This window comes from Pantoea endophytica, from assembly GCF_002858935.1.
In the GTDB taxonomy this organism is placed as follows: Bacteria; Pseudomonadota; Gammaproteobacteria; order Enterobacterales; family Enterobacteriaceae; genus Pantoea; species Pantoea leporis.
Genome location: NZ_PJRT01000031.1, coordinates 44,694 through 71,693 on the forward strand (window position 1 = coordinate 44,694; position 27,000 = coordinate 71,693).

The 27,000-nt window shown below is 54.9% G+C and carries 23 protein-coding genes and 4 tRNA genes; 8 read left to right on the forward strand and 19 right to left on the reverse strand.

The annotated features are described in order from the left end of the window. Positions 1–115 precede the first annotated feature (115 nt). Positions 116–2,677 (reverse strand): class I adenylate cyclase, encoded by a 2,562-nt coding sequence (locus tag PZBJ_RS18890; RefSeq protein WP_101763758.1) that lies wholly within the window; start codon positions 2,675–2,677, stop codon positions 116–118. Positions 2,678–2,993: 316 nt separating this feature from the next. On the opposite strand from PZBJ_RS18890, the gene hemC reads away from it, so the two are divergent. From hemC to PZBJ_RS18925, 6 genes are all read left to right on the forward strand, one after another. After that, the gene (gene hemC, locus PZBJ_RS18900) at positions 2,994–3,935 is read left to right on the forward strand and encodes a hydroxymethylbilane synthase (protein ID WP_101763931.1); all 942 of its coding nucleotides are present in this window, start codon (positions 2,994–2,996) and stop codon (positions 3,933–3,935) included. Further along, entirely contained in the window at positions 3,932–4,672 is a 741-nt protein-coding gene (gene hemD / locus PZBJ_RS18905) for a uroporphyrinogen-III synthase (RefSeq protein WP_101763759.1), read from the forward strand. Before hemC ends, hemD begins: the two co-directional genes overlap by 4 nt. A gap of 23 nt (positions 4,673–4,695) precedes the next feature. Next, positions 4,696–5,826: a uroporphyrinogen-III C-methyltransferase gene (hemX, locus tag PZBJ_RS18910; RefSeq protein ID WP_101763760.1), complete on the forward strand. Its 1,131-nt coding sequence runs from the start codon at positions 4,696–4,698 to the stop codon at positions 5,824–5,826. Between the two features lie 2 nt (positions 5,827–5,828). Then, on the forward strand, positions 5,829–7,025 hold the full coding sequence (hemY, locus tag PZBJ_RS18915; protein WP_101763761.1) for a protoheme IX biogenesis protein HemY: 1,197 nt from the start codon (positions 5,829–5,831) through the stop codon (positions 7,023–7,025). A 163-nt stretch (positions 7,026–7,188) separates the two neighbouring features. Then, positions 7,189–7,557, forward strand: coding sequence for a toxin-antitoxin system TumE family protein (locus PZBJ_RS18920; RefSeq protein WP_101763762.1), 369 nt, complete (start codon positions 7,189–7,191; stop codon positions 7,555–7,557). Continuing rightward, positions 7,554–7,931 carry an HVO_A0114 family putative DNA-binding protein gene (locus PZBJ_RS18925; protein ID WP_101763763.1) on the forward strand — a complete coding sequence of 126 codons (378 nt, stop codon included), beginning with the start codon at positions 7,554–7,556 and terminating at the stop codon, positions 7,929–7,931. The genes PZBJ_RS18920 and PZBJ_RS18925 overlap by 4 nt, the downstream gene beginning before the upstream one ends. Before the next feature lie 565 nt (positions 7,932–8,496). On the opposite strand, the gene PZBJ_RS18930 is transcribed toward PZBJ_RS18925, so the two are convergent. The 18 genes from PZBJ_RS18930 to trxA form a co-directional block, all read right to left on the reverse strand. After that, a tRNA-Pro gene (locus PZBJ_RS18930) sits at positions 8,497–8,573 on the reverse strand. 37 nt (positions 8,574–8,610) lie between these two features. Further along, positions 8,611–8,697: transfer RNA gene (locus PZBJ_RS18935), tRNA-Leu, on the reverse strand. Positions 8,698–8,713: 16 nt separating this feature from the next. Next, positions 8,714–8,789 (reverse strand) — tRNA-His (locus PZBJ_RS18940). Positions 8,790–8,879: 90 nt separating this feature from the next. After that, a tRNA-Arg gene (locus PZBJ_RS18945) sits at positions 8,880–8,956 on the reverse strand. A 159-nt stretch (positions 8,957–9,115) separates the two neighbouring features. Beyond that, positions 9,116–9,850 (reverse strand): lipopolysaccharide N-acetylmannosaminouronosyltransferase, encoded by a 735-nt coding sequence (wecG, locus tag PZBJ_RS18950; RefSeq protein WP_101763764.1) that lies wholly within the window; start codon positions 9,848–9,850, stop codon positions 9,116–9,118. A gap of 28 nt (positions 9,851–9,878) precedes the next feature. Continuing rightward, positions 9,879–11,222 carry an ECA oligosaccharide polymerase gene (wzyE, locus tag PZBJ_RS18955; protein ID WP_101763765.1) on the reverse strand — a complete coding sequence of 448 codons (1,344 nt, stop codon included), beginning with the start codon at positions 11,220–11,222 and terminating at the stop codon, positions 9,879–9,881. Beyond that, positions 11,219–12,289, reverse strand: coding sequence for a TDP-N-acetylfucosamine:lipid II N-acetylfucosaminyltransferase (gene wecF, locus PZBJ_RS18960; RefSeq protein ID WP_101763766.1), 1,071 nt, complete (start codon positions 12,287–12,289; stop codon positions 11,219–11,221). Before wecF ends, wzyE begins: the two co-directional genes overlap by 4 nt. Next, entirely contained in the window at positions 12,286–13,539 is a 1,254-nt protein-coding gene (gene wzxE / locus PZBJ_RS18965; RefSeq protein WP_101763767.1) for a lipid III flippase WzxE, read from the reverse strand. The genes wecF and wzxE overlap by 4 nt, the downstream gene beginning before the upstream one ends. Then, a complete protein-coding gene (gene rffA / locus PZBJ_RS18970; RefSeq protein ID WP_101763768.1) occupies positions 13,539–14,669 on the reverse strand; it encodes a dTDP-4-amino-4,6-dideoxygalactose transaminase in 1,131 nt (376 codons plus the stop codon). The genes wzxE and rffA overlap by 1 nt, the downstream gene beginning before the upstream one ends. Continuing rightward, entirely contained in the window at positions 14,666–15,364 is a 699-nt protein-coding gene (gene rffC / locus PZBJ_RS18975) for a dTDP-4-amino-4,6-dideoxy-D-galactose acyltransferase (RefSeq protein ID WP_101763769.1), read from the reverse strand. Before rffC ends, rffA begins: the two co-directional genes overlap by 4 nt. Then, positions 15,342–16,223: a glucose-1-phosphate thymidylyltransferase RfbA gene (gene rfbA / locus PZBJ_RS18980; protein WP_101763770.1), complete on the reverse strand. Its 882-nt coding sequence runs from the start codon at positions 16,221–16,223 to the stop codon at positions 15,342–15,344. The genes rffC and rfbA overlap by 23 nt, the downstream gene beginning before the upstream one ends. A 22-nt stretch (positions 16,224–16,245) precedes the next feature. Further along, the gene (gene rfbB, locus PZBJ_RS18985) at positions 16,246–17,322 is read right to left on the reverse strand and encodes a dTDP-glucose 4,6-dehydratase (RefSeq protein WP_101763771.1); all 1,077 of its coding nucleotides are present in this window, start codon (positions 17,320–17,322) and stop codon (positions 16,246–16,248) included. After that, a complete protein-coding gene (wecC, locus tag PZBJ_RS18990) occupies positions 17,319–18,578 on the reverse strand; it encodes a UDP-N-acetyl-D-mannosamine dehydrogenase (RefSeq protein ID WP_101763772.1) in 1,260 nt (419 codons plus the stop codon). The genes rfbB and wecC overlap by 4 nt, the downstream gene beginning before the upstream one ends. Before the next feature lie 2 nt (positions 18,579–18,580). Beyond that, the gene (gene wecB / locus PZBJ_RS18995; protein ID WP_101763773.1) at positions 18,581–19,705 is read right to left on the reverse strand and encodes a non-hydrolyzing UDP-N-acetylglucosamine 2-epimerase; all 1,125 of its coding nucleotides are present in this window, start codon (positions 19,703–19,705) and stop codon (positions 18,581–18,583) included. 10 nt (positions 19,706–19,715) lie between these two features. Continuing rightward, positions 19,716–20,765: an ECA polysaccharide chain length modulation protein gene (gene wzzE, locus PZBJ_RS19000; protein WP_101763774.1), complete on the reverse strand. Its 1,050-nt coding sequence runs from the start codon at positions 20,763–20,765 to the stop codon at positions 19,716–19,718. 34 nt (positions 20,766–20,799) lie between these two features. Continuing rightward, the gene (gene wecA / locus PZBJ_RS19005; RefSeq protein ID WP_101763775.1) at positions 20,800–21,873 is read right to left on the reverse strand and encodes a UDP-N-acetylglucosamine--undecaprenyl-phosphate N-acetylglucosaminephosphotransferase; all 1,074 of its coding nucleotides are present in this window, start codon (positions 21,871–21,873) and stop codon (positions 20,800–20,802) included. Between the two features lie 278 nt (positions 21,874–22,151). Beyond that, the gene (rho, locus tag PZBJ_RS19010; protein WP_008105744.1) at positions 22,152–23,411 is read right to left on the reverse strand and encodes a transcription termination factor Rho; all 1,260 of its coding nucleotides are present in this window, start codon (positions 23,409–23,411) and stop codon (positions 22,152–22,154) included. 345 nt (positions 23,412–23,756) lie between these two features. After that, positions 23,757–24,089 carry a thioredoxin TrxA gene (trxA, locus tag PZBJ_RS19015; protein ID WP_008105741.1) on the reverse strand — a complete coding sequence of 111 codons (333 nt, stop codon included), beginning with the start codon at positions 24,087–24,089 and terminating at the stop codon, positions 23,757–23,759. A 117-nt stretch (positions 24,090–24,206) separates the two neighbouring features. Here trxA and rhlB point away from each other — a divergent pair, with 117 nt between their 5' ends. Both rhlB and gppA read left to right on the forward strand, forming a co-directional pair. Then, positions 24,207–25,502 (forward strand): ATP-dependent RNA helicase RhlB, encoded by a 1,296-nt coding sequence (gene rhlB, locus PZBJ_RS19020; RefSeq protein ID WP_101763776.1) that lies wholly within the window; start codon positions 24,207–24,209, stop codon positions 25,500–25,502. A gap of 7 nt (positions 25,503–25,509) precedes the next feature. Next, on the forward strand, positions 25,510–26,994 hold the full coding sequence (gene gppA, locus PZBJ_RS19025) for a guanosine-5'-triphosphate,3'-diphosphate diphosphatase (protein ID WP_101763777.1): 1,485 nt from the start codon (positions 25,510–25,512) through the stop codon (positions 26,992–26,994). The last annotated feature ends 6 nt before the right edge of the window (positions 26,995–27,000 follow it).

Genomic DNA, 27,000 nt, shown 5'->3' on the forward strand with positions numbered 1-27,000 from the left:
TAAAGCCATGGTTGCTTATCATCGCAGTTGACGTTGTAAAAGCAACAGGAAATAGCCGCATTTCCTGCGGCAGGTCAGAGTAACAGCGCATCCCGCCGCGCGAACGCGGGCGGGATCAATGCATTTGGTAGCGCGGCTGGAAGTCGCCGTTGTCGTTGTCAGGCTGGGTAGCGCAGAGCTGCGTCAGCGTTTGGCTGCGGAAAGGAATCACCTGGAAACGTTCGCCAGTGTTCACAATTTGGTAGAACTGCGGCAGGTTAAAGTTGATAAAGCTGGAGCCGTAAGTAAAACGGTCATGCGACGATGAGTAGAATCGACTCACGTCACGCACCAGCTCTTCTTTACTGCCTTCGCAATGGTGATAAACCTCAACGCGATTGGTTTCGTCGAGGATATAGATGTTGAAGCCGCGATCGTCATTAGTATCTTCAAAGAAGAACTGAATGATGCCTTCGCTGGCGTAGCCGTTCACCACCGGCGGCAGCGGCGTCTGGTTCGATTCCACTTTAATCGACAAGCCATGCAGCTTGTTGTTAGAAATCGCGCCATAAAATTCCACGGCGTTTTCCAGCTTCTGCACTGACACGCTCATGCGTTCGAAGAATAAGCCCCAGGTTTGGCCCGCCATGCGTAACGCTTTAAAGCGGCCCGGTTCCTGACGCGTGCTCGACAGACGCAGCTCAATGCATTCCGAAACCAGCTGCTGCACGCGAGTACGAATTAAACCGCGCAGATGCTGGCTGTAGCAGAATACTTCCACCGTATCCGGCGGCGCTGCATCCTGATGCATTTTGCCGAGAATGGTTTTCAGCGCCTCAATCATCGCCTGCTCGCCATTGAAGTGCAGCGTACGCACTTCATTCCACGAGTTGCGATAGAGCAGATCGATGCTGCCAATCAAACATTGCTGCTGCTGACCGAAGCTGAACACATCCAGCTTACGGAAATCAAAATGCACCACCTGATTGCGGAATGCGGAGGTAGGATCGTGTTCCAGGTTAACGATAATCGCTAAGTGACGAATTTCGCACGGGCTGTAGAGCGCTTTCGGCGTCGGTGCTGGCACGCGCAGCGGGAAGTGGCTCGACACATCGTTAACCAGTTCCTGCAGACGCGGCAGATCGCACAGATCGTTGCCCTTCATATGCAGACGCGTTTTGCTGGTCAGCAAACCGTTAAACCACGCCCACGCCACCAGCTTGTTTAGATAGCGATTATATTCCAGCGGCTGATGGCTGATGATGGAACTCATGTCCGGCGATTGGTTATACAGATACCAACCGGCGCGATTAGCGCGGCCCGCCGGGACATGAATAAAGGTAAGATTCTCTTCCGAGAGATCGGGCGAAATCTGCGGGTTCACTAAAGTGACTTTACCCGGCAGCGCCTCGAACGCGGCATACAGTTTACGCGTCAGCACGCCGATGTCCTGCGGGCTGGCGCTGACGCTTAAATTGTTGCGACGCGCAAAGCGAATCAGGTTGCGATAGCTCTGCATCATCGCATCCAGCAGCTCGTTGTGCGCTTCGCGTACCCGTTCGATTTTCCACTGCGCGCGGTTATCCAGTACCGCTAACTTCTCTTCATCCCAGCCCCACTCTTTAACCAGCTGCGATAAGATCTCGCGCCGCCAGCCGGTGCGCTGATGATGGTGATCTTCGCTCGAGAGCTTTTCACACACTTTTAAATAGAAACATCGACGCACTAAATCGAGGCGCGCCATGTCATCAACGCTGGTGAGATAGCGCGTCACGCGCTCCAGCATCATGCAGTAAGGATCGAGACCGAAGGAGACAATTTCGCCGTCGTGCAGGCGCTGCTTGATGTCCATCGACAAGAGCTGCGTGTCGGGATATTCCCAGCTGTAGGCTTCCAGCAGCAGGGTTTTCAGCACCGCTTTATACGGCGAGTCGATACTTTTATACAGCTGCCACAAGCTGGCACCGAAGTACTCTTCCGCCGACAGCGTGCCAAGGCCGCCGAGATCCAGCCACTCATTCGGCGTCAGGACGCCTTGTGAATAGAGCGACATGACGTAATCGTCGTAATGGTGCTCCTCTTCGCCAGGCACCATATTCCACAGGATGCGTTTACCCGCCATACGCACGGCGGTACGGTAGAACTCATCCAGCAGCAAAATATGTTGGGTAGAACCGCAGTCTTCACCGCCGAGGCTACCGCTTTCGTTATGGCGGAAACGGTTCTCGTCAATCAGGAAGAAGCTGACTTCCACACCCATCGACACACACCATTTCTGCAACAGCGTACACTTACGCTGCAGATTGAGGCGCTCTTCATTATCCAGCCACGATTGGTGGCATACCCAGATGTCGAGGTCGGAAATGCTGTTTTGCCCAACCGACGAGGTGCTGCCCATTGAGTAAATGCCGGTAATTGGACGTTCGCCCGCGACGGCGGCGGTGAGATCGAGTGGTTGTCCGCCCGCTAAGTTCTGCAGCAGCTGGAATTGATTTTCATCGGGCGTGTAAAGGCAGACGCCATGCGGAACGCTACCTTCGAGGTAGCCCGGCATCAGCGGATGATGGTAGTGCAATAATGTTGGCAGCAGACTGTAGACTTGCTGGAAAGCAGGCCCCATGGCAGCCAGTGCGCGATCTACACGCAGCTGGTTAATCGCATCCAGTCTCTGTTTCAGTGTCTCAATGTAGAGGTACAAGACGTTTCGCCTGATTGTCCCAGTGTTAAGCACCCTGTTTCCGCATTCTGCCGCTTAATAATAAAGATATCGGGCAAATAATTGCTGGAAACGTGATCAATCTAACACCCGGAGGATTGACCGTAAAGAAAGTTGCGCTACTTAACAGTTTAGCATGTTCCGACCGTAGCCCTGCTTTTTTCAGACTTCGACACAAAACTGCGACCCGCAAGATCCAGGCGCAGTCTGACATCGCCGCCTTTTCAATCCGTTGAAACTGACAGCATTCCCCTATCAATGATAGGATATTCGATGAACGATCAAAATGGTTAACAGCATGTTAAACAAAATTTTCAGAATTGCTACCAGACAAAGTCCCCTTGCTTTGTGGCAGGCACAATATGTCCAACAGCGTCTGATGGCGGCTCATCCGGGTCTGCAAGTTGAGTTGCTGCCGATGGTCACCAAAGGTGATGTCATCCTTGATACGCCACTGGCAAAGGTTGGCGGCAAAGGGCTATTCGTTAAAGAGCTTGAGCTGGCAATGCTGGAAGGCCGCGCCGATCTCGCCGTGCACTCAATGAAAGATGTGCCGATCGATTTTCCACAAGGCCTCGGTCTGGTGACCATTTGCGAGCGTGAAGATCCGCGCGATGCTTTCGTCTCCAATCGTTACAACAGTGTTGATGAGCTGCCGCAAGGCGCGGTTGTCGGGACGTCCAGCCTGCGTCGCCAGTGCCAGCTGAGCGCCCGTCGTCCGGATTTAGTGATTCGCTCGCTGCGCGGCAACGTCGGCACGCGTCTCGGCAAACTCGATGCCGGTGAATATGACGCCATCATTCTGGCGGCGGCCGGTTTGAAGCGTTTAGGTCTGGAAGATCGCATCCGTCAGGCAATGCCTGCCGAGATCTCCCTGCCCGCCGTGGGTCAGGGCGCCGTCGGCATTGAATGCCGCGCAGATGATGAGCAATTGATTACGCTGCTACAGGCGTTGAATCACGACGATACCGCCGTGTGCGTGCGCGCCGAACGCGCAATGAACACGCGGCTGGAAGGCGGTTGTCAGGTGCCTATCGGCAGCTTCGCGGTGCTGGAAGACGATCAGCTGTGGCTGCGCGGATTAGTTGGCTCACCGGACGGCAGTCAAATGGTGGTCGGCGAGCGTCGCGGTCCACGCGATCACGCCGAAAGAATGGGGGTTTCGCTGGCCGAAGAGCTGTTGGATGGCGGCGCGCGCGACATTCTGCGTGAAGTGTATCAAGGTCAACCGCCAGTATGACCATCCTCGTGACCCGCCCGGAACCGGCCGCCACTGAACTGGTCTCGCGTTTGCGCAGCCTGGGCAAGCTGGCATGGGGCTTCCCGCTGATTGAATTTACGCCGGGTCGCGATCTTATCCATTTGCCAAGCCAACTTGCGGCGTTACAGCCAGGCGATCTGGTGTTTTTACTGTCGCAGCAGGTCGTTACTTTCGCCGAGCCCGCTTTACAGCAAAGCGCGACAACATGGCCTGAAGCCCTCAACTACTATGCTATTGGTCGCAGCACCGCTTTAGCCCTGCATACCGTCAGTAATCTCAAAGTAGACTATCCTCATGCGCGGGAGACCAGCGAAGAGCTGGTGCGCCTGAACCGTCTGCAGCAGGTTAGTGGCAAACGCGCGCTGATTCTGCGCGGCAGTCCGGGCCGCGAGTTGCTGGCAGAAACGCTGATTGAACGCGGCGTTGAGGTGCAATACTGCGAGTGTTATCAGCGCTGTGAAAAGCACTACAACGGCGCGACTGAAGGCCGCCGCTGGCGCGATCGCGGCATTACAACGCTGGTGGTAACCAGCGGCGAAATGTTACAACAACTCTTTTCTCTGTTTCCGCCAATTGATCGTCGGGAATGGTTACTGCACTGTCGGCTTGTGGTCGTCAGTGAACGTTTGGCTACGCAAGCCGCTGAATTAGGCTGGCAGGACATTGATGTAGCCGATGGTGCCGATAACGATGCGCTGCTGCGCGCGTTACGCTGAACTTAACAATGGGATGAGCCATAATGACGGAACAAAAAGCCTCCTCCGCCATGGTTGAAGAAACCACCCCAGCGGACAATTCTCCCTCGCCAGCAACCAAACCACCTCGCGATAAAAAAGGCGATGGCAAGGTGCTGAGTGCCGTGGCGATTGTGATTGCGCTGGCGATTGGGGCGGGACTTTACCTTAATGGGAAACACCAGGCCGATTTACAGGCTCAAACTAACCAGAATCTCAGTGAGCAGCTGAGCGCCTTGCAGCAGCAACTGGGCAGCGACAAACAGCAGCTGACGCAACAGCTGGATAGCGCCAACAGCGCCTTGCAGCAGGCGCGCACGCAGCAGGATAACAGCGCAAAAGAGCTGGAAACCCTGCGTGATAAAGTCGCTACCATCTCTGGAAACGACACGCGTACCTGGCTACTGGCGCAAGCGGACTACCTCGTCAAACTGGCGGGCCGCAAACTGTGGAGCGATCAGGATGTCACTACCGCGGCAGCGTTACTGAAAAGTGCTGATTCCAGCCTGGCCGACATGAACGATCCGAGCGTGATGAATGTGCGTCGTGCGCTAACGCAGGACATCAGTTCACTCTCCGCCGTCAGCCAGGTTGATTATGACGGCACCATCCTCAAGCTTAATCAGCTGTCGAACGGCGTCGATAATCTACGCCTGGCCGACAACGACAGCGATGATTCGCCTATGGACGCCGATGGTGGTGAACTCTCCAGTTCGCTGCACGAGTGGCGTCAAAATCTGGTGAAAAGCTGGCATAACTTTATGGATGATTTCATCACCATCCGCCGCCGCGACAACACCGCACAGCCGCTGCTGGCACCGAATCAGGACGTTTACCTGCGCGAAAACATTCGTTCGCGCCTGCTGATTGCGGCTCAGGCCGTACCGCGTCATCAGGATGAGATCTACAAACAGTCTATCGATGCGGTATCAACCTGGGTTCGCGCCTGGTATGACACCAACGATGCCGCCACCAAAGCCTTCCTTGCACAGCTGGATGAATTGAGCCAGCAAAGCATTTCAATGGATGTGCCGGATACGCTGGAAAGCCAGCCGCTGCTGGAAAAACTGATGCAAACCCGCGTACGTAATTTGCTGGCTCAGCCATCGGTTGCTGCTGATCAACAAGGAGGCTAACCATGCTGAAAGTATTGGTGCTTTTCCTGCTACTGATTGCGGGCATTGTGGTTGGTCCGATGGTAGCCGGCCATCAGGGCTACGTGCTGATCCAAACCGACAACTGGAACATTGAAACCAGCGTAACCGGCCTGGCGATCATCTTGATCCTCAGCCTGCTGGTGATTTTGTTGGTGGAATGGATTCTGCGTCGCCTATTCCGTACCGGCGCACGCACACGCGGCTGGTTCACTGGCCGCAAGCGCCGTAGCGCGCAGCGTCACACGCAAAGCGCGCTGATGAAACTGGCGGAAGGTGACTTTAAACAGGCCGAAAAACTGCTGTCGAAAAATGCCGACCACGCCGATCAGCCAGTGGCAAACTACTTGCTGGCTGCCGAAGCGGCACAGCAACGCGGTGACGAAATCCGTGCTAATCAGCATCTGGAGCGCGCTTCTGAGCTGTCGGTGAATGACACGATTCCGGTTGAAATCACACGCGTACGTCTGCAACTGGCGCGCAACGAAGATCATGCGGCACGCCATGGCGTTGATCGCCTGCTGGAAGTCGCGCCGCGCCATCCGGAAGTGTTGCGTCTGGCAGAACAAGCCTATATTCGTACCGGCGCATGGGGCGCATTGCTCGACATTCTGCCTGCGATGCAGAAAGTGCAGATCAATGATGAAGCACAGCGCGATGCCTTGCAGCAGCAAGCCTGGCTGGGCCTGATGAACCAGGCGATGGCCGATCAAGGCAGCGACGGTTTGAAGAAATGGTGGCAAAACCAGAGCCGCAAAACGCGTCAGGAAACCGCCTTGCAGGTGGCTATGGCAGAACATCTGATTGAGTGTGACGACCCGGATACCGCACAGAGCATCGTGCTGGAAGGTCTGAAACGTCAATATGACGATCGTCTGGTGTTGCTGATGCCGCGCATCAAAAGTGGCGATCCGCAATCTCTGGAGAAAGCATTGCGTCAGCAGATTAAACAGCATGGCGCCACGCCGCTGCTCCATAGCACGCTGGGTCAGCTGCTGATGCGTCATGGGGAATGGCAGCAGGCGGCAGAAGCGTTCCAGCAAGCGCTGGCGCAGCGTCCGGATGCGTTTGATTATGCCTGGCTGGCCGATGTTTACGACCGCCTGCATCGTCCGGAAGACGCTGCCAAAATGCGTCGTGAAGGCCTGCTACTTACGCTGAAGACCAATACCAGCGCCTGATTTTACGATTGTTACTTTTGTGCACGCCGGGCTTGTCCCGGCTTTTTTTTTTTCCCTGCAATTTATCGCTAATCAATATCCTGATCTGTTTCGATCATTACCGTGTGGGTCTGATGAAATTTTACACAGCAACATTGATTTGTTATGATCGGGTCATAAGTATATGGATGATGAAGACTACGGATTAAATACACTGATCGACATGGATGGATATCGATTTACTTATGAGAGCGGATATTGGTGGAAAATTGAGGTTCGTAAAGAAGCACCGTCGAAGTTCAGGCCGCATGGCATAAGGTACAATCTTACCTTCCATAACAATTACAACACCCGCATCTTCGGCATAGATAACGCTCATGCCATTAAGCCGCCGAAGAGAGGTTTTTCAGGTAAATGGACGGTTTATGACCATTTGCATAAAACCTCTGTTGATTCTGGGCAGCCCTATTTCTTTGTTTCGGCCAGCCAACTGCTCGAAGACTTTCTGGAAAATGTAGACAAAATCATTGGTGAAAAAGAGGGTAAATCATGAAAGCGCTCATCGGCATTATTTCTCCAGAGAATATGCGTAATCGAATAATGAGCATTGCGAGTGGGCAGTACAAACCTGAGGCTGATGAACCCAAAGTTTGGTTTGCGTCCGTGAACGCGATTGCGCAGGTGCTTAGCAATGAGAACATCCTACTTCTCAAGCTTATGCACGAGCGCAAACCTCAGACCGTTACAGAGCTGGCGGAGCTTTCGGGACGTCGAGTCAGTAATCTGTCTGCGACGCTGAAAACGTTGGAAGGTCACGGCTTTGTGAGCCTGAAGAAGATAGGCAAAAAAAAAATTCCTACCGCACTTTTCACTGAGTTCGATATACGCGTGACCAGTGAACTCATCGCAAAACCCGAAGCGGCTTAACTGAACCTTGCGTTCCGAAGCCGAATCTACCCTTCGCCATATTACAGACAAAAAAACACCTGCCATAAGCAGGTGTAAGATCAGGTCGTTAAGACAACTGATGGCATCCGACTCAACGTAATGTCCTTCTTACTGCAGTAAAGCGTGCGCAAATACTGCCAGGCTGGACAACGGATGCCGTAAGGGGCTCTGCATCATTCCCAGGTTTATGTAGCATCAGCAAACATAAGAGGTGGAATGAGCATCTACAGGTAGATTATTGCACAAGACGTGCCAAAGTTGCAGCACGTGCAATAAGCTAATTAATATCAACAGGATATAGTCCCTGCCACAATCCCGGTGTTAGCCACTGTCGGTAAAACGCGACGATCATTCAATAAGCTGTCTCCGCAGAACGACAAGCTATGCAAGGAATTGTCATGCCCATATAAATCAATGATTTATATGTATCTAAATAGCGACAATGTGCGGAATTACGCTCAAAGGAAATGATGGGAAGAGTTGAGAATATGAATGGCGGATACAAACGAAAAAAGCCTGCTTTTTCAAGCAGGCTTTTCGAATATGGTCGGCGAGAGAGGATTCGAACCTCCGACCCACTGGTCCCAAACCAGTTGCGCTACCAAGCTGCGCTACTCGCCGATTTTTTACTTCTTTAACGCTACTGCGTAATTTTGCCTGGTGCGAAGGGAGGGACTTGAACCCTCACGTCCGTAAGAACACTAACACCTGAAGCTAGCGCGTCTACCAATTCCGCCACCATCGCGTGACCGAGCAAAATCTGGGGTGGCTAATGGGACTCGAACCCACGACAACTGGAATCACAATCCAGGGCTCTACCAACTGAGCTATAGCCACCATAATTCTGGTGCGTAAGCGTGTTTCGCTTACTAATTCACTGCATAACGCGGTCTAACCAACCACCGAAGCTCTTGCGCACAAACTAAATGGCGCGCCCGACAGGATTCGAACCTGAGACCTCTGCCTCCGGAGGGCAGCGCTCTATCCAGCTGAGCTACGGGCGCGTAGCGCCGTTGCGGATGGGCATACTACGGGCTTGACCTCATACTGTCCAGCCCTTTTTTAGAAAAAAAACGCGTTTGATTACGCTTTGTGCATTCCATCGATAATTACAGCAGTTTGAGGCGCTTACCCTCTCATTTTCGCTGGAAAAACCAGCAATTTCAGAGGTCGCCCCGCCAATGGTAGCGTAAGTATTTCAGCAGCTTTAATTGGCGACGCAGACGCGAAGGCTGACGAATAAGGCGATAAAGCCATTCCAGTCCGGACTTTTGCCACCAAACGGGCGCGCGCTTAACGTGCCCAGTAAACACATCGTAAGTGCCACCAACGCCCATATAGAGCGCATGCGGCCAATGGGCGCGGCAATCACGCATTAACAGCTCCTGGCGCGGCGAACCTTGCGCCACCGTGACAATCTGCGCACCACTCGCGGCGATGCGGGCAAACAGCGCGTCGCGCGCTTCAGGCGCAAAGTAACCATCCTGACTGCCAACGATATTCACATTCCACTGTCGGCGCAGCTTGTCGCAGGTTTCCTGCAGCACCGCCTGACGTCCACCAATCAGAAACACCGGAATGCCGCTACGCCCTGCACTCTCCATCAACGCTTCCCATAAATCCGCGCCTGCAATGCGGTTTACCTGCAGCTGAGGATACTTCTTGCGTAGCGAACGGACGATGCTGATGCCATCCGGATATTTGAACTCAGCCTCAGCGATCAGTGCGCGTAGCTGCGCATCTTCTTCCAGCGTGAGCATTTTCTCGGCATTCATCGCCACCAGCGTGCCGCAACGCGGTTTACCCTCGGGCAGCAGAAAGCGCAGAAAGCTCGCCATATCGTTGAAGGCGTGAAGATCGACTCCGCGCAGGCTATAGCGCGGCTTATCGGTTTCCATGGTATGAATTTCCCGTTGTGCCCAAAGGTTAAGAAGGGCTGTGTAAAACCGGCTTGCTGCGCGGACGAATCAACCCCGCGCGCGCCAACAGCCAGTAAAGCAATTTAGCCGCCCACATACAGGCCGCAAAAATCAGACAAAAGAACACCACGCGCGAGCCGAAAGCATCCAGCCCTTCACGCGCCAGCACGATCATATTAAACACCGCGCCGAAGCAGAAACTCTGCAAAATCGCCCCGCTGTAACGATTGCTGGTATCGCGGCCATACAGATAAAGGTTATCGAAGCCTTTCATCAGCAGGCCGACAGCCACCGCACCGATTGGGATAAACCACACGCCGCCCATCACCACCAGCGAACCCAACAGCGTGGGCGAGATCGCCAAGCCGGAATGGTTATTCAGCACTTCCCAGGTAAAGTAGTTAGCGCTGTTAAGAATGGCTGTTGGACGTCCCGGCCACATCCAGCTGGGAATGAACACGTAGAAATCGCGCCAAATCGGTGCCAGCCCCTGAAAATCGATCTTGTCGTAGTTTTGCAGTAACAGCGCCAGATTTTCCCACGGCGAGAAGGTGTCGCGCGTCAGATAAAGGAAGGTATAAAACGCTTCATCGCCCACTACGTCGAGGTTATAGCGACGCAACGCCAGCCAGAACATACCGCCAATCGCCATCACACCGGCGCCAACCAGCATCCACAGCGTGATCCAGCCGCGCGTAATGCCAATAAACAAGAACAGCGCGAACGCGATAATGATATTGGCGCGCGTGCCGCCCACCAGCGCGTAGGTCAGCAAGCCAAATGCCACCGACACCAGCAAAAACCACAGCCACTGACGCTGGGTTGGCTTGAGGAAGTAGCGAATCAGCATCGCCGGAATAAAGAAGTAGAAGAAGCGTTTAAGCGCCACGCCGGACACTTCGCTGGAGAAGATCTGATTGTAAGCCGAAAGCCGGAACAGCAGCAGGCCGTTGTGCATAAAGAACACCGTCACGGTGCCAATTGCCACCAGCGCCAGCAGCAGACAGGTCAGATGGGTTTCAACCCGGTTCATCTGCAGCCAGGGTTTGCGCGCAGGCGCATTGGCCGGCCGCAGCCGCACCTTGTAGCTAACGTAATAGATGGCATAAAAGCTGGTAGCGGCCAGCAGCGCCTGCAGCAGATATTCCGGCGGCACCACCGCCACGTTAAAGCGGAATACCAGCACGCTGGTCAGCGGGAAGCCGAAATAGAAGGTCAACAAAAACAGAATGGTGAAGAACAGGTGGAAGTTGAAGCGCACCCGTTTAAATTCCCGCCAGGTTAGGATCAGAATGAAACCCAGCGAACACAGATAAACCACCAGCAGACCACTAAACTGCATCAGGCTCATGTTCTCTCCCTTTCACTCAGGGTTAGCGCGTCGCGCCAGCCTGCCAGATAGCCGGGGGCAAAAAAGGCGATCGAAGAGTGATCGCATTGCGCTAATTGCCGTTGCGCTTCGGCCACGCTGGCGCTATCCAGCGCATCTTCGCTAAACAGCACCGGCAAACCTTGCTCGCTAAGATCGCGCCAGAACGGATTTTTGCGGTTCAGCACAAACGGAATATTGGCCTGAATCAGCAAGCAAAGCGTACCAATGCCTTGCTGGCGCTCGAACATAAAATAGCCGAGCTGGCAGCGGCTAAGCAATGTCAGATAGGCATCAAAGTCGATCTTGTCGCGCAGCAGCGTCACTTGCCCCGCCGGGAACAGGCGCTGTGCGGCGGCGGCAATCTCATCGATATAAGCGTGATTATTCTGCGGATAACCGAGCGGCACGACGATTTTCACCTGTTCACCAAACTGGGCTCGAATCGCCTCTAAACCGGCAATGTGACGATTACTGCGATCGCCGGAGTTACCGAGCAGAATAGTGAAATCGGGGCTTTCCTCTGGCGCAGGCAGCGCCACGTCCGGCATGCGCGTCGGGAAATAGAGCCGCGAGGCGGGAACGCGCGGATGACGCTGCTGGAAATGGTGCAAATCACCGCGCGTCGCAAACACGCGCGCCACGCGCCCTTGCGCCATTCTGCGCAGCAGATAAAACAGCTGATACTTAAGGCCGCGCCCTTCTTCGTAGAGATCTGCGCCCCATACATGCCAGAACGCCTGCTGACGACGCAGTTTGCCGCTCAGCAAGGCCAACCAAATGCTGGGATTAAACTGGCCGTGAAAGAAGAAGCGCTGCGAGCGATCGGCAGCACGCGTCACCACCGCTTGCGCCAGCGCACGCTTGCTGGCAAAGGTTTCAATCTGCAATGAAGCATACGCTTGCAGCGTTTCGGGCGCGCTGGATACCACCATAAACTGACGCGGCGCAGCGCCAGGCAGCTCGGCGCTCATCACGTCATTAAAGAAGCGCAGCACCGTATGATTGTGATGCGGGATATCCGATCCCAATACGTGAAAAGTCGTCATTTTTTCCGGCAATAAATCATGAAGGCGCCACAACAAAGGGCGAAATAGAGAACGTAGGTTGCCATGTAAGCCTGCGCGGCCCCGGCGGTCCCGTGCAGCGGAATCAGCCAATGGGAAAAACCGGTCAGCAGGGCAAACTGGCTGATTTCCGTCAGAATATAGAAGCGCAGTGACGCTTTGGCGATCACCAGATATCCGAAAACATAGGCGCCGACTTTAAACACATCACCGCACAACTGCCAGACGAAAAGGTCACGCATCGCGCTGAACTGCGGCGAAAACAGCAGCCAGATAGCGACATCGCGCAGCAGCCATACGCAGAAACTGGCCGCTGCGACGGCAGGTAACACAAAGCGCAGCGCACGCCCAATCTCACGGGCGATTTGCGGTTTCTGCTCCAGCCGCGCCAGCGTGGGCAGCAGCCAGACGCTAAAGGTGGCGGTGATAAATTGCAGGTAGGCATCGGAAATACTGGTCACGCCCTGCCATAAACCGACCTGCGCCCAACCTTGCTGCTCGGCCAGCAGATTTCGCATCATCACCCACGCCACCGGCAAGGTGAAAGAGGTGATCAGCGCCATCAGCGTAAACTTCGCCAGATTGCGCGCCAGGTCAGGATGCCAGCCTGGCATCAGCCAGCTCAGCGGCAGCCGATCGCGATGGCGACGTAGCATCAGCAACGCCGGAAACACCAGCAGCGCCGGCACCAGCGCCAATCCCACTAACGCACCAGCATAGCCGCCCAGCCACCAGCACAGCACATAACCCAGCACGCCGACGATACTTCCGGCAATCAGCGCCAGCGCATTGCCGCGCGCATCGCGGAAGCCCTTCAGCAACGCCAGCGTCAGATTGGCCCAGGCAATACCGAGCTGTAGAAAGGCAACAATGCGCACCACGTTGGCATATTCAGCATGACCAAACAGCGCCGTGCTGATGGGCGTTGCCGCCAGCAAAAACACCAGCGCCAGCAGCGTTGAAAAACCGAGCACAATCGCCGAAGCCGTGCCGGTCACCGCGCGCAGTTGTTGTGGCTGTTGCTGATGTTGCGCGACTAACGTAGTGACGCCGTTAAAGATGCCCGCGCCCGCCAATACGCCGAGTACAGTAATCAACTGGCGGAAGTTACCGGCTTGCCCGATCCCTTCGGGTCCGAAGCTTATCGCTAACAGTTTCACCACCAGCAGGCCAGCAACGATTTTTACCAGCGTGGAAGAAGCGGTCCAGACTGATGCTTTTGCTAATGACATCAGGCAAAGAAACTCAGCAGCGAACTGATCACCGTACGCTGGTTGTTATCCGATAAGTTGTAGAACAGCGGCAGGCGCAGCAGGCGCTCGCTTTCACGCGTGGTAAAGGCATCATCACCGTGGAAGCGGCCAAAACGTTCACCCGCTGGCGACGAGTGCAGCGGGATGTAATGGAACACCGTGAGGATTTCCGCCTCTTTCATCCAGTTGATCAGCGCCTGACGATCGTCGCTGTCGCGCAGCTTGATGTAGAACATATGTGCATTGTGGCGGCAATTTTTTGGCACTACCGGCAGCTCAATACGGCCGGCAGCAGCCAGCGGCTGCAGCGCATCGTAGTAGCGTTGCCACAAACGCAAACGCTGCTGATTAATTTGCTCCGCCGCTTCCAGCTGCGCCCACAAATAGGCCGCCTGCAAATCCGCCATCAAATAGCTGGAGCCAATATCGCGCCAGGTATATTTATCTACCTGACCACGGAAAAACTGGCTGCGGTTGGTGCCTTTTTCACGAATGATCTCGGCACGATCCACCAGCTTCGCGTCATTGATTAGCGTTGCGCCGCCTTCACCGCCGGCGGTGTAATTTTTAGTTTCGTGAAAGCTAAAGCAGCCAATGTGACCAATGGTGCCGAGCGCGCGTCCTTTGTACTGCGACATCACGCCTTGCGCGGCATCCTCGATAACATAGAGTTTATGCTTCGCCGCCAGCGCCATGATGCTGTCCATCTCGCAGGCCACGCCCGCGTAATGCACTGGCACGATGGCGCGGGTTTTCGGCGTGATCGCCGCTTCAATCAGCGTTTCATCGATATTTAGCGTATCGGGGCGCACATCGACAAACACAATGGTCGCGCCGCGCAGCACAAAGGCGTTGGCGGTGGAGACGAAGGTGTAGCTCGGCATGATCACTTCATCGCCAGGCTGCAGGTCAATCAGCAGCGCCGCCATCTCCAGCGACGCGGTGCAGGATGGCGTCAGCAGCACTTTTCTGCTGCCGAAATGCTGTTCCATCCACTGCTGGCAGCGGCGAGTAAAGCCGCCATCGCCGCACAGCTTGCCGCTGGCCATCGCCGACTGCATATATTCAACTTCGCTGCCGACAATCGGCGGCGCATTAAATGGGATCATGAGGCTTTCCTGTAGAACCAGTAAGCGGTGCTTTCCAGCCGCGCACCGCTGCGTAAATAGAGGCGCAACGCCGTGAGATTGCTGAGCTGGGTCGCCACGCGCAGATGCGTTAGCTGACGTACGCGGCCCCAGTCGGCGGCGGCGAGCAGTAAGCGCTGGCCGACGCCGCAACCTTGTGCGGCGGGCAATACCGCCAGCAGACCGATGCGCATGTCGCCGTCCACTTCGCGCATCGAGACGAAACCTTGCAGCGCGCCCTGCTCATCGCAGGCCACCAGACATTGATTATCAAAGGTGCCGCGCACCGCATTTTCAATCCACTGCGCGTAGAAACGTCCGCTGTCCGCCGCAGCAAACCACGGCGCGCGGAAGCGACTTTGGCTAAACGCCTGCGCAGCCGCTTCACGCAGTGCCGGGATTTGTGCTTCCCGCGCAATGCGCACGCCAACTTGCCGCTCGGTATGTTTGATGCTGAGGGAAAGGTCAGCTTCGCCTTCCACTAACTGAAAACCATGCTGGCTCAGCGCATCGATGGCATCAACGCGTTCAGCGGGCACCTTCACTTGCCACAGCGCATACGGCTGCTGAAGGGCCTCGGCCAGCGTCAAATCGCCATCCAGCGATAAGCGCGCGCTGTTCTGACCGAAGAACTCATTTTCCCACGTAAGGGAATCAATATTGACGCGGACGGGCATTGTGAACATCCAGCAGATACTGGCCGTAGCCGGTTTTGGTTAGCGCCTGAGCCGCGGCTAAAAGCTGGGCATCGCTCAGCCAGCCGTTACGCCATGCAATCTCTTCCAGGCAGGCAATTTTAAAGCCCTGCCGTTTTTCCACCGTCTGCACAAACATACTCGCCTCAATCAGGCTGTCGTGCGTGCCGGTATCCAGCCAGGCAAATCCGCGCCCCAGCAACTCCACCGCAAGCTCGCCCTGATCGAGATACATTTGGTTGATGGCGGTGATTTCCAGCTCACCGCGCTCGGAAGGTTTCACCTGTTTGGCAAACTCCACCACGCGGTTGTCGTAAAAATAGAGTCCGGTGACCGCCCAGCGCGATTTCGGCTGCTGCGGTTTTTCCTCAATGGAGAGCGCGTTAAAGTCGTCATCAAACTCCACCACGCCAAAACGCTCCGGATCCATCACCTGATAAGCAAAGACGGTCGCGCCGCTGCTGCGCGCGGCCACTTTCTTCAGCTTGGGGCTGAAACCCTGGCCGAAATAGAGATTGTCGCCCAGCACCAGACAACAGTGATCGTCACCAATAAAACTTTCGCCAATGATAAATGCCTGCGCCAACCCATCAGGACGGGGTTGTTCTGCATAGGTTAGCTGAATCCCAAATTCACTGCCGTCGCCCAGTAAGCGTTCAAAATGGGCGCGATCTTCTGGCGTGGTGATGATCAAAATTTCGCGAATCCCTGCCAGCATCAGTACCGACAGCGGATAGTAAATCATGGGTTTGTCATATACCGGCAACAGCTGTTTCGAGATGGCGCGGGTAATCGGATGCAAACGCGTGCCCGAACCTCCGGCTAAAATAATGCCTTTCATCGCTGCTCCTTCTGAAGTGCGTTTAACGCGGCGTGGCTAATCCCAGACGCTCACCGCGATAGCTGCCGTTAAGAATTGCCTGCCACCATTGCGGGTTTGCCAGATACCAGTGCACGGTTTTACGAATGCCGCTCTCAAAGGTTTCCTGCGGCGTCCAACCCAGCTCACGCTCAATTTTACTGGCGTCGATGGCGTAGCGCTGGTCGTGGCCGGGACGATCGCTAACAAAGGTAATCAGGTCACGGTAGCGGCTCAGGTGCGGTGCACGCTGCTGCGGCGCCAACTCATCCAGCAGATCGCACAGCGTTTCCACCACTTCAAGATTACGTCGCTCGTTATGACCACCAATATTGTAGGTTTCCCCCACTTTACCGCTGCTCACTACGCTATACAGCGCCCGCGCGTGATCCTCTACATATAGCCAGTCGCGTATCTGGCTGCCGTTGCCATACACTGGCAGCGGTTTGCCCGCCAGCGCATTAATGATGGTGAGCGGGATCAGCTTCTCCGGGAAATGATACGGTCCGTAATTGTTGGAGCAGTTAGTGATGATGACCGGCAAACCGTAGGTGCGCAGCCAGGCGCGCACCAGATGATCGCTGCTGGCTTTGGTCGCCGAATAGGGGCTGCTCGGCGCATACGGCGTGGTTTCGGTAAAGAAATCGTCGCTACCGTGCAGGTCACCAAACACTTCATCAGTGGAGATATGATGCAGAATGAAGCCTTTTTTGCGTTCATCTGCCATGCCATTCCAGTAATGACGCGCCGCTTCCAGCAGCTGATAGGTGCCGACAATATTGGTTTCGATGAAGGCGATAGGTCCATCGATCGAGCGGTCAACATGACTTTCTGCCGCCAGATGCATAATGCAATCCGGTTGATAGTGTGCCATGACGCGATCCAGCTCAGCGCGATGGCAAATATCCACCTGTTCGAAGGCGAAACGTGCATTCTGTTGCACCGGCGCCAGCGACGCCAGATTGCCGGCATAGCTCAGCTTATCGACCACCACCACGCGGTGTTCAGTGTTTTCAAGCAGAAAACGTACCAGTGCAGAACCGATAAATCCTGCCCCGCCGGTCACCAGAAACTGTTTCATCGCCAAACGCCTTTGGTATCAACAATCCACGGCTGGGCAATCTGGGCCGCATCAATCGCGCGGAACTGTGCGTGATCAACCAGCATCACCAGAATATCCGCCTGCTGCAGCGCTACGTCCGTGGCAACCAGTGTGGCTTCGTGCGCCAGACGTTGCGGAATGTCTTCCACATGCGGTTCAACCACCCAGGTTGCGCCGCTGTGCCACTCGGCAATACGATGGGCGACGCTCATCGCCGGACTTTCGCGCAGATCGTCAATATTCGGTTTGAAGGCCAGACCAAAGCAGGCAATGGTGACATCGCTGGCGCGTTTGCCGCTGGCGGTGAGGCACTCTGCTAACGCCTGCTTTACCTGATCCAGCACCCAGCCCGGTTTGGCATCATTCACTTCACGTGCGGTGCGAATCAGTCGCGCCTGTTCTGGATTCTGCGCCACGATAAACCACGGATCGACGGCGATACAGTGCCCGCCGACGCCCGGTCCGGGTTGCAGGATGTTGACGCGCGGATGGCGATTCGCGAGCGCAATCAGTTCCCACACGTTGATGCCCTGCTCGGCGCAAATCAGCGACAGCTCATTGGCAAAGGCGATATTCACATCGCGGAAGCTGTTTTCTGTCAATTTGCACATCTCGGCGGTACGCGCATTGGTTTCCACACACGCGCCGCGCAGGAAAATGCGGTACAGCTCGCTGGCGCGTGCGGAACAGGCTGGCGTCATGCCACCAATGACGCGATCGTTTTCCAGCAGTTCAACCATCACTTTGCCGGGTAACACGCGCTCCGGGCAGTAAGCGATAAACACATCGCACGCATCACCGTGCTGCGGGAAACGCAAATCGGGACGCGCCGCCGCCAGCCATTCCGCCATTTGCTCGGTGGCGCCCACCGGCGACGTCGATTCGAGGATCACCAGATCGCCCGCTTTTAACACGGGTGCAATCGACAGCGCCGCGGCCTGCACATAGCTGAGATCCGGCTGATGGTCGCCGATAAATGGCGTGGGCACGGCGATCAGGAATGCATCGGCGGCTTCGGCCTGTGTAGTCGCACGTAGATGACCGGCACGCACGGCTTCGCGCACCACATCACCCAACTCGGGTTCCACGATATGGATATCGCCACGATTGATGGTTTCAACGGCGCGGACATTAATATCCACCCCAACGACTTTCTTTCCCTTTGAGGCAAAAACGGCTGCCGTTGGCAGCCCAATGTAGCCCAGTCCGATAACGGAAATGGTTTCAAAACGCATGGTTACACTCTGTGTTGTTTTAGGGCCTGCAAGATGCGCGCGCAGGCATGGCCATCGCCATACGGATTGTGCGCGCGACTCATTGCCTGCCAGGCTTCATCGTCCTGCAACAGCAGGCTGACTTCAGCGACAATTTTACTGATATCGGTGCCGACCAGTTTCACCGTGCCTGCCTCCACCGCTTCCGGACGCTCGGTGGTATCGCGCATCACCAGCACCGGTTTGCCTAATGACGGCGCTTCTTCCTGAATGCCACCGGAGTCGGTGAGAATCAGCCATGAGCGATTCATCAGCCAGACAAACGGCAGATACTCTTGCGGCTCAATCAGGATGATATTCTCGATGCCGCTGAGAATGCGGTTAACCGGCTCGCTGACGTTGGGATTGAGGTGCACGGGATAGACAATTTGCACCTGCGGATGCTGGCGCGCGATTTGCGCCAGCGCACTGCAAATGCGTTCAAAGCCGTCGCCAAAACTTTCGCGGCGATGACCCGTAACCAGAATGAGTTTTTTGTCAGCGTCGAGGAACGGATAGCGCGCGGCGAGGCGGGCATTGAGATCGGCATCGTCCAGCACGCGATCACGCACCCACAGCAGCGCATCAATCACCGTGTTGCCCGTCACGAAAATGCGCGCATCCGGCAGATTCTCGCGCAGCAGATTTTGTCGCGAATTTTGCGTGGGCGTGAAGTGATAACTGGCGAGATGGCCGGTGAGCGTGCGATTGGCCTCTTCCGGCCACGGCGACATCAGGTTGCCGGTACGCAATCCCGCTTCTACGTGACCCACCGGAATCTGGTGATAAAACGCCGCCAGGCTGGCCGCAAACGTGGTGGTGGTATCGCCGTGCACTAACACCACATCCGGCTGGAAATCAGCGAGTACGGTTTTCATGCCCTGCAGAATGCGGCTGGTGATCTCCGTCAGCCCTTGTTCCGGGCGCATGATATTCAGATCATAATCAGGCTGCAGCTGGAACAAACGCAGCACCTGGTCGAGCATTTCACGATGTTGTGCGGTGACGCATAGGCGTGACTCGAACGCAGCATCCTGCGCCAGCGCCTGCACCAGCGGAGCCATTTTGATCGCTTCAGGACGCGTGCCAAATACCGTCAGAACTTTCACGTGGCTTCTCTTAATGGCTCGTTGCTAACATTGAACGCGGACGACGCACCAGCGCCACTCCCGCACCGACCAGCGCGCCAATTACGCCCCACATAATCATCATAAACAGGCGGCGCGGACTATCGCGCGACACCGGCTCTTCCGGGGTGCGCAAATAGCGGTAAGTCTGGAATTGTTTATCCAGACGCGGACCGGCCTGCAGCGTACTCAGCATCGCTTTATTTTGATCATAGCTTAAATCGTAAGCAGGCCCGCTGGCTTGCAAGGTGTCGAGTTGCGCCTGCAGCATTTGCTGACCCAGCAGGAAACGATCGCTGTCTGGCAGCGCTTCGCCGGTTGCCGGCGCGCGGTTCTCTTTAATCCCCTGCTCGCTCGCCACTTTCAGCGCCTGCTCGATGCGCTGACGTTGACGTTCAAATACCGCCTGCGCCACTTCCTGCTGGCGGTTAACCTGCGACGCCAGCTGCACGCTGCGCGCCTGCCAGGCGCCTTTCAGCTCCGCATTAAGATGACGCGCCGCACGCTCGCTGGCGTAGGCAATATATTGACGCAGCAGATTGTTAGCATCGCTGGCGGTTTCGGCCACCAGCTTAATGTTATCTAAGATATTGCGCGCCGGGTCGGCAGCGGTGAACTGAATGTTGGTGATCAGGTCGTCGAGCAGCGCCGCATCGTTGTGCGCGTTACCGCTTTTGCGGCTTTTGAAGTATTCGGTCTGCTGCCAGAAATCACGGCGCGTATCCCATGATGCCAGCTGCATGGTGAACTCCTGATAAACCTCATCCATCACGGTCGGCGCTGGCGAACTGAGATTGAGCGTATTGGTGCGCACATCCAGATTATTGAGGAATTGCTGCTGTACGAAGAAATCACCCAGCATATTGACCGTTGGACGATCGGTCACCGCCGTGGTGCTCCACGCCTGCTTCATTAACATCGATGCTAACCAGGCAACCAGCGCAAACAGCAGCGCCAGACCGATAATCCAGCGTTTACCACGCCAGAGTGTGCAGCCAAGGCCACGTATATCCAGTTCGTTCTCCACAACGACAGAGGTCATAACAAAATCCTTATCAGGGTACTTTCTGGGTAATTTATTTTTTATCTTCGCTGCTTTGCCAGCGACGTTTAATGCGACGGATTTTGCGCGCCACGCGCCATGCGTGTTTCAGGCAATAGCCATAAAGGAGGAATGCCATCATGAACAGCACCAGCATCACCCATTCCGGGATGAAAGCCAGATACTCGCCGAGCACACCAATACCCGCCAGAAGCGCGGCGGCGACGGTAATCAGCAGGAACGCCTGACGTGACGTGAATCCGGCGCGCATAATTAAATGGTGGATGTGCTGGCGGTCAGCGGAAAACGGGCTCATGCCTTTGCGCAAACGGCGATACATAATCGCCACCATATCCATCAGCGGAATCGCGATCAGCCACAGCGCGGTGACGGGCGTGATCGGATGGCTCAGGCCTTGGGTGGTTTCCAGCAGAATCCAGATGATGGTGAAACCGATCATGGTGCTACCGGCATCGCCCATAAACACTTTGTAGCGACGGCCAATCAAGCCGAGATTAAGCAGGATATAAGGAATGGTGGCGGCGATCATCGCGAAGCACCACATGGCGAGGCTGGTCTGGCCGTCGAAATAGAGAATGATGCCGATGGCGGCGAAAGTGACGCTGGAGAGGCCGCCAAGCAGGCCATCAATCCCATCCACCATATTGAACGCATTGATGGCGGCCCATACGGCGAATAGCGTCAATACGTAGCCAAAGGGACCGACAATTAACTCAACCGGCCCGATAATGAAGCCCAGACTGAGCAAATAGAGTTTGGCGCCGACCATCATCACGATGGCAACCGCCGCCTGCACCAGCGCACGAATTTTAACGCTGATATCGAAGCGATCGTCCAGTGCGCCAACCAGCACCAATACGCCCGCGCAACTCAGATACAGCATCGCGTGCGGCAAATAATAATTTGAGATGGCAAAAGCGAAGCAGATTCCCGCGTACACGGAAATGCCGCCAACTAACGGAATGGCGCCATGGTGCCTTTTTCTGGAGTTTGGTGTGTCCACAAGCCCAATTTTTTTAGCTGCTTTGCGAGCAAAAAACAGGAACACTAAAGTAAAAAGAAAAACTAAACCAAGCTCAGTACTCATAGTGAGTAAATTCACGTTAATGCTCTCAGCTAAAATCGTGGACAACAATATGCAAAACACCCGCCATTGCCGTATATCCCTATTCCGAATTCTGCTACAGAAAAGTCTGATTGCTGAAAAAACAAACGAATCTCTGTCACAGTCAATATAAAAGCTTCCTGACTGCGCTAATCCTAATGCCCATAAATAAAAAACGCCACGTTAAGACGTGGCGTTAGCAATATTTCCTGGCAAATTGTGCGAATCACCGCTTGGCTTAGCGATTCGCCATTCGCAACTTAGGAACGCTTCATCATATCGAAGAATTCGTCGTTGGTTTTCGTCATGGCCAGTTTGTTGATGAGGAACTCCATCGCGTCGATTTCACCCATTGGATGGATGATTTTGCGCAGAATCCACATCTTCTGCAGCTCTTCCTGCGTAGTGAGCAGCTCTTCTTTACGCGTACCGGAACGATTGTAGTCAATCGCTGGGAATACACGCTTCTCGGCGATTTTGCGCGAGAGGTGCAATTCCATGTTACCTGTACCTTTAAACTCTTCGTAAATCACTTCGTCCATCTTCGAACCGGTATCAACCAGCGCGGTCGCGATGATGGTCAGGCTGCCGCCCTCTTCCACGTTACGTGCCGCACCGAAGAAACGCTTTGGACGATGCAGGGCGTTGGCATCCACACCACCGGTCAGCACTTTACCTGATGCTGGAACCACGGTGTTGTAGGCACGCGCCAGACGCGTGATGGAGTCAAGCAGGATGATCACATCTTTCTTGTGCTCAACCAGGCGCTTGGCCTTCTCGATCACCATCTCAGCAACCTGCACGTGACGTGACGCTGGCTCATCAAAGGTCGAAGCGATCACTTCACCTTTAACCAGACGCTGCATCTCGGTCACTTCTTCCGGACGTTCGTCAATCAGCAGCACCATCAGCAGGCAATCTGGATAGTTGTAGGCGATGCTCTGCGCGATGTTCTGCAGCAGCATGGTTTTACCCGCTTTCGGCGGCGCCACAATCAGACCACGTTGACCACGACCAATCGGAGAAGCCAGATCCAGCACGCGTGCGGTCAGATCTTCAGTCGAGCCATTACCGCGTTCCATACGCATACGCTTGCTGGCGTGCAACGGCGTAAGGTTTTCGAACAGAATCTTGTTACGCGCGTTTTCCGGCTTGTCATAGTTAACTTCATTAACTTTCAACAGCGCAAAGTAGCGTTCACCCTCTTTTGGCGGGCGAATCTTGCCAGAAATGGTGTCACCAGTGCGGAGGTTGAAGCGGCGGATTTGGCTGGGAGAGACGTAGATATCATCGGGACCGGCGAGGTAGGAACTATCTCCAGAACGGAGGAAACCAAATCCGTCCTGCAATATCTCCAGCACACCATCACCAAAGATGTCTTCGCCGCTTTTTGCGTGCTGTTTCAGGATAGAGAAAATAATATCCTGCTTGCGCATACGCGCCTGGTTTTCCAGCCCCATATTTTCGCCGAGGGTAATCAGCTCAGAAACCGGCGTATTCTTTAATTCGGTAAGATTCATAGTGATGGGTTCTTAAACTCGGGGTAATTCTCGAAATGATTGTCGTGAGTGGTATGGCAAAAATTCCATGCCTGTTAATGGCTCTTTTTCAACTCAGCTCGACGATTATCGTCAGATGTGGCGATAGGAAACGAGGAGACAGTCGAAAGATGATGCCGAATGTGCTAGTCATCAGATTGCCAAACCACGATAACGTTCATTGCGAGTAGGGTCTGACAAGGGAAAACTTAGATGCAAACTACAAGGTAAGAGCGTAATGCAGTGAAATTAACTTAACACGCTTAAAGTGAGACGTCCAGCAGTGGCGAAAAAATTCACCACTGCCGAACAAACACCGCGCCGGGCTTAGGCCAGGTTGGCGTTCAGGAACTCTTTCAACTGTCCTTTAGACAGTGCGCCAACCTTGGTTGCCGCCACTTCACCGTTCTTGAACAGCAGTAGAGTTGGAATACCGCGGATGCCATATTTTGGCGCTGTACCCGGGTTGTCATCAATATTCAACTTAGCGATGGTAAGTTTACCTTCGTACTCTTCTGCGACTTCGTCGAGAATTGGGGCGATCATTTTGCAAGGACCACACCATTCAGCCCAGAAATCTACCAGAGTGACACCGTCTGCTTTCAGTACGTCTGTGTCGAAACTGTCATCGGTCAAGTGAACGATCTTATCGCTGCTCATGTTTAACTCCAAAAGATTGCGCCTGGCGAATTGGCGGAAATGATACCAACGTAGGTTGACTTTATTTCATCGGATACGCTTTCGTAAAGCGCTAGTAAGCTGATATTCTACCACACTATGAGCAAAACACACTTAACTGAACAGAAGTTTTCCGACTTCGCCCTGCACCCTCAGGTGGTAGAAGCCCTTGATACCAAAGGCTTTTCTAACTGCACGCCTATCCAGGCGCTCGCATTGCCTTTTACGCTTTCAGGGCGTGATGTTGCGGGTCAGGCGCAAACCGGTACCGGCAAAACGATGGCGTTCCTGACGTCAACGTTTCATTATCTTCTTTCTCATCCTGCCGCAGAAGGTCGCCAGCTCAATCAGCCACGTGCGCTGATCATGGCCCCGACGCGTGAGCTCGCCGTACAAATTCATGCCGATGCAGAACCGTTAGCCAAGGTCACTGGCTTAAAGCTGGGCCTGGCTTATGGTGGCGACGGCTACGATAAACAGCTGAAAGTGCTGGCTGATGGTGTCGATATTCTGGTGGGCACCACCGGACGTCTGATCGACTACGCCAAGCAGAACCATGTCAACCTGGGCGCGATTCAGGTTGTTGTGCTGGATGAAGCCGATCGCATGTTCGATCTCGGTTTTATTAAAGACATTCGTTGGCTGTTCCGCCGCATGCCGCCGGCCACCCAACGCCTGAGTATGCTGTTCTCTGCAACCTTGTCTTACCGCGTGCGTGAACTGGCGTTTGAGCACATGAACAACGCCGAATACGTGGAAGTGGAACCCGAGCAGAAAACCGGCCACCGTATTAAAGAAGAGCTTTTCTACCCTTCAAATGAAGAGAAAATGCGCTTGCTGCAGACGCTGGTAGAAGAAGAGTGGCCAGATCGCGCCATTATCTTTGCCAATACCAAGCACCGCTGTGAAGACATTTGGGGCCATCTGGCTGCCGATGGTCATCGCGTAGGTCTGCTGACGGGTGATGTGGCGCAGAAAAAACGTCTGCGTATCCTCGATGACTTCACCAAAGGCGATGTGGATATCCTGGTTGCCACCGACGTCGCGGCACGGGGTTTGCACATTCCTGCCGTCACGCATGTGTTCAACTACGATCTGCCTGACGATCGCGAAGACTACGTTCACCGTATCGGTCGTACTGGCCGCGCGGGTGCCAGCGGTCACTCCATCAGCCTGGCGTGCGAAGAGTACGCGCTGAACCTGCCGGCAATCGAAGAGTATATTGGTCACGGTATTCCGGTCAGCAAGTACAACAGCGATGCGCTGATGAGCGAACTGCCACCGCCGAAACGTCTGCAACGCAGCCGCTCGGGTAACGGCCCACGCCGTGGCGGGAACAACAGTAACCGTCGGAGCGGCGCGCCGCGCAATAGCAACCGTAAACGTTCGGGTTAAGCACACCATGCTAAGCGCATCGTCACTTTATGCAGCGATTGATTTAGGTTCTAACAGCTTTCATATGTTGGTGGTGCGCGAGGTGTCTGGCAGCATTCAGACCGTCGCGCGGATAAAGCGCAAAGTGCGTCTGGCGGCTGGCCTCGACAAAGCGAATCACCTCTCCGCTGAGGCGATGCAACGCGGCTGGCAGTGCCTGAGGTTGTTCTCCGAACAGCTGCAGGATATTCCTCCGGAACAAATCCGCGTGGTGGCAACCGCCACGCTGCGCCTTGCCGAAAATGCGCAGGATTTCCTCACAACGGCTGAACACATTCTTGGCTGCGCGGTGAATGTCATCAGCGGCGAAGAGGAAGCACGCCTGATTTATCAGGGCGTAGCGCATACCACCGGCGGTTCCGATCAGCGTTTAGTGGTCGATATCGGCGGTGGCAGCACCGAACTGGTGACTGGCGAAGGTTCACATGCCACCACGCTGTTCAGCTTGTCGATGGGTTGCGTAACCTGGCTTGAACGCTACTTCAGCGACCGTCATCTGGCCAAAGAGAATTTCGAGCAGGCCGAACTGGCCGCGCGCGAGATGATCCGTCCGGTGGCCGCTGCGCTGCGCGAAAAAGGCTGGCAAATCTGCGTCGGAGCGTCGGGCACCGTACAAGCGTTGCAGGAAATTATGATGGCGCAGGGCATGGATGAGCGCATCACCCTAAGCAAACTGCAACAGCTGAAACAGCGCGCGATTCAGTGCGGCAAGTTGGAAGAGCTGGAAATTGAAGGATTGACGCTGGAGCGCGCCTTAGTGTTCCCGAGCGGTTTATCGATTCTCATCGCTATCTTCCAGGAACTCAGCATTGAAGGCATGACGCTAGCCGGCGGCGCACTGCGCGAAGGTTTAGTGTATGGCATGCTGCATCTGCCGGTGGATCGTGATATCCGCAGCCGCACATTGCAGAACGTGCAGCGTCGTTTTGCCATTGATATTGACCAGGCCGGTCGCGTACGTCAGTTGGCGGAAAGTTTCTTCCGTCAGGTGAGCAGCAGTTGGAAGCTGGATAACCGATGTCGCGATCTACTCCTTAGCGCCTGTTCTATCCACGAAATTGGCCTGAGCGTCGATTTCCGCCAGGCACCGCAACACGCCGCTTACCTGATTCGTCATCTCGATCTTCCTGGCTTCACTCCCGCGCAGAAAAAAATGCTGGCTTGCCTGCTGCAGAACCAAAGCGGCAGCATCGATTTAGCCTTGCTGACCCAGCAAAACGCCGTACCGCCGCGCATGGCGGAGCGTTTAAGTCGTTTGCTACGCTTAGCGATTATCTTCTCAAGTCGTCGTCGCGATGACACTTTGCCTGCCGTGCGTTTACAGGCGGATGATGATGCACTGCATTTGACGTTGCCGGCCGGTTGGCGCGAAGCGCATCCGCTGCGTTCTGAGATGCTGGAGCAGGAGAGTCATTATCAGTCCTACGTGCACTGGTTACTGACGATTTCCTGATTGGGA

Bases quoted from the DNA above. Each gene is read 5' to 3' on its own strand.
- wecG (WP_101763764.1), bottom strand. From the start codon at position 9,850: ATGGAAACCGATAAGCCGCGCTATAGCCTGCGCGGAGTCGATCTTCAC.
- rho (WP_008105744.1), bottom strand. From the start codon at position 23,411: ATGAATCTTACCGAATTAAAGAATACGCCGGTTTCTGAGCTGATTACC.
- wecC (WP_101763772.1), bottom strand. From the start codon at position 18,578: ATGCGTTTTGAAACCATTTCCGTTATCGGACTGGGCTACATTGGGCTG.
- hemY (WP_101763761.1), top strand. From the start codon at position 5,829: ATGCTGAAAGTATTGGTGCTTTTCCTGCTACTGATTGCGGGCATTGTG.
- wecF (WP_101763766.1), bottom strand. From the start codon at position 12,289: ATGACGACTTTTCACGTATTGGGATCGGATATCCCGCATCACAATCAT.
- rffA (WP_101763768.1), bottom strand. From the start codon at position 14,669: ATGATCCCATTTAATGCGCCGCCGATTGTCGGCAGCGAAGTTGAATAT.
- rffC (WP_101763769.1), bottom strand. From the start codon at position 15,364: ATGCCCGTCCGCGTCAATATTGATTCCCTTACGTGGGAAAATGAGTTC.
- hemC (WP_101763931.1), top strand. From the start codon at position 2,994: ATGTTAAACAAAATTTTCAGAATTGCTACCAGACAAAGTCCCCTTGCT.
- rhlB (WP_101763776.1), top strand. From the start codon at position 24,207: ATGAGCAAAACACACTTAACTGAACAGAAGTTTTCCGACTTCGCCCTG.
- wzyE (WP_101763765.1), bottom strand. From the start codon at position 11,222: ATGAGCCTGATGCAGTTTAGTGGTCTGCTGGTGGTTTATCTGTGTTCG.
- wzxE (WP_101763767.1), bottom strand. From the start codon at position 13,539: ATGTCATTAGCAAAAGCATCAGTCTGGACCGCTTCTTCCACGCTGGTA.
- wzzE (WP_101763774.1), bottom strand. From the start codon at position 20,765: ATGACCTCTGTCGTTGTGGAGAACGAACTGGATATACGTGGCCTTGGC.
- PZBJ_RS18920 (WP_101763762.1), top strand. From the start codon at position 7,189: ATGGATGATGAAGACTACGGATTAAATACACTGATCGACATGGATGGA.
- hemX (WP_101763760.1), top strand. From the start codon at position 4,696: ATGACGGAACAAAAAGCCTCCTCCGCCATGGTTGAAGAAACCACCCCA.
- rfbA (WP_101763770.1), bottom strand. From the start codon at position 16,223: ATGAAAGGCATTATTTTAGCCGGAGGTTCGGGCACGCGTTTGCATCCG.
- wecA (WP_101763775.1), bottom strand. From the start codon at position 21,873: ATGAGTACTGAGCTTGGTTTAGTTTTTCTTTTTACTTTAGTGTTCCTG.
- gppA (WP_101763777.1), top strand. From the start codon at position 25,510: ATGCTAAGCGCATCGTCACTTTATGCAGCGATTGATTTAGGTTCTAAC.
- PZBJ_RS18925 (WP_101763763.1), top strand. From the start codon at position 7,554: ATGAAAGCGCTCATCGGCATTATTTCTCCAGAGAATATGCGTAATCGA.
- hemD (WP_101763759.1), top strand. From the start codon at position 3,932: ATGACCATCCTCGTGACCCGCCCGGAACCGGCCGCCACTGAACTGGTC.
- rfbB (WP_101763771.1), bottom strand. From the start codon at position 17,322: ATGAAACAGTTTCTGGTGACCGGCGGGGCAGGATTTATCGGTTCTGCA.
- trxA (WP_008105741.1), bottom strand. From the start codon at position 24,089: ATGAGCAGCGATAAGATCGTTCACTTGACCGATGACAGTTTCGACACA.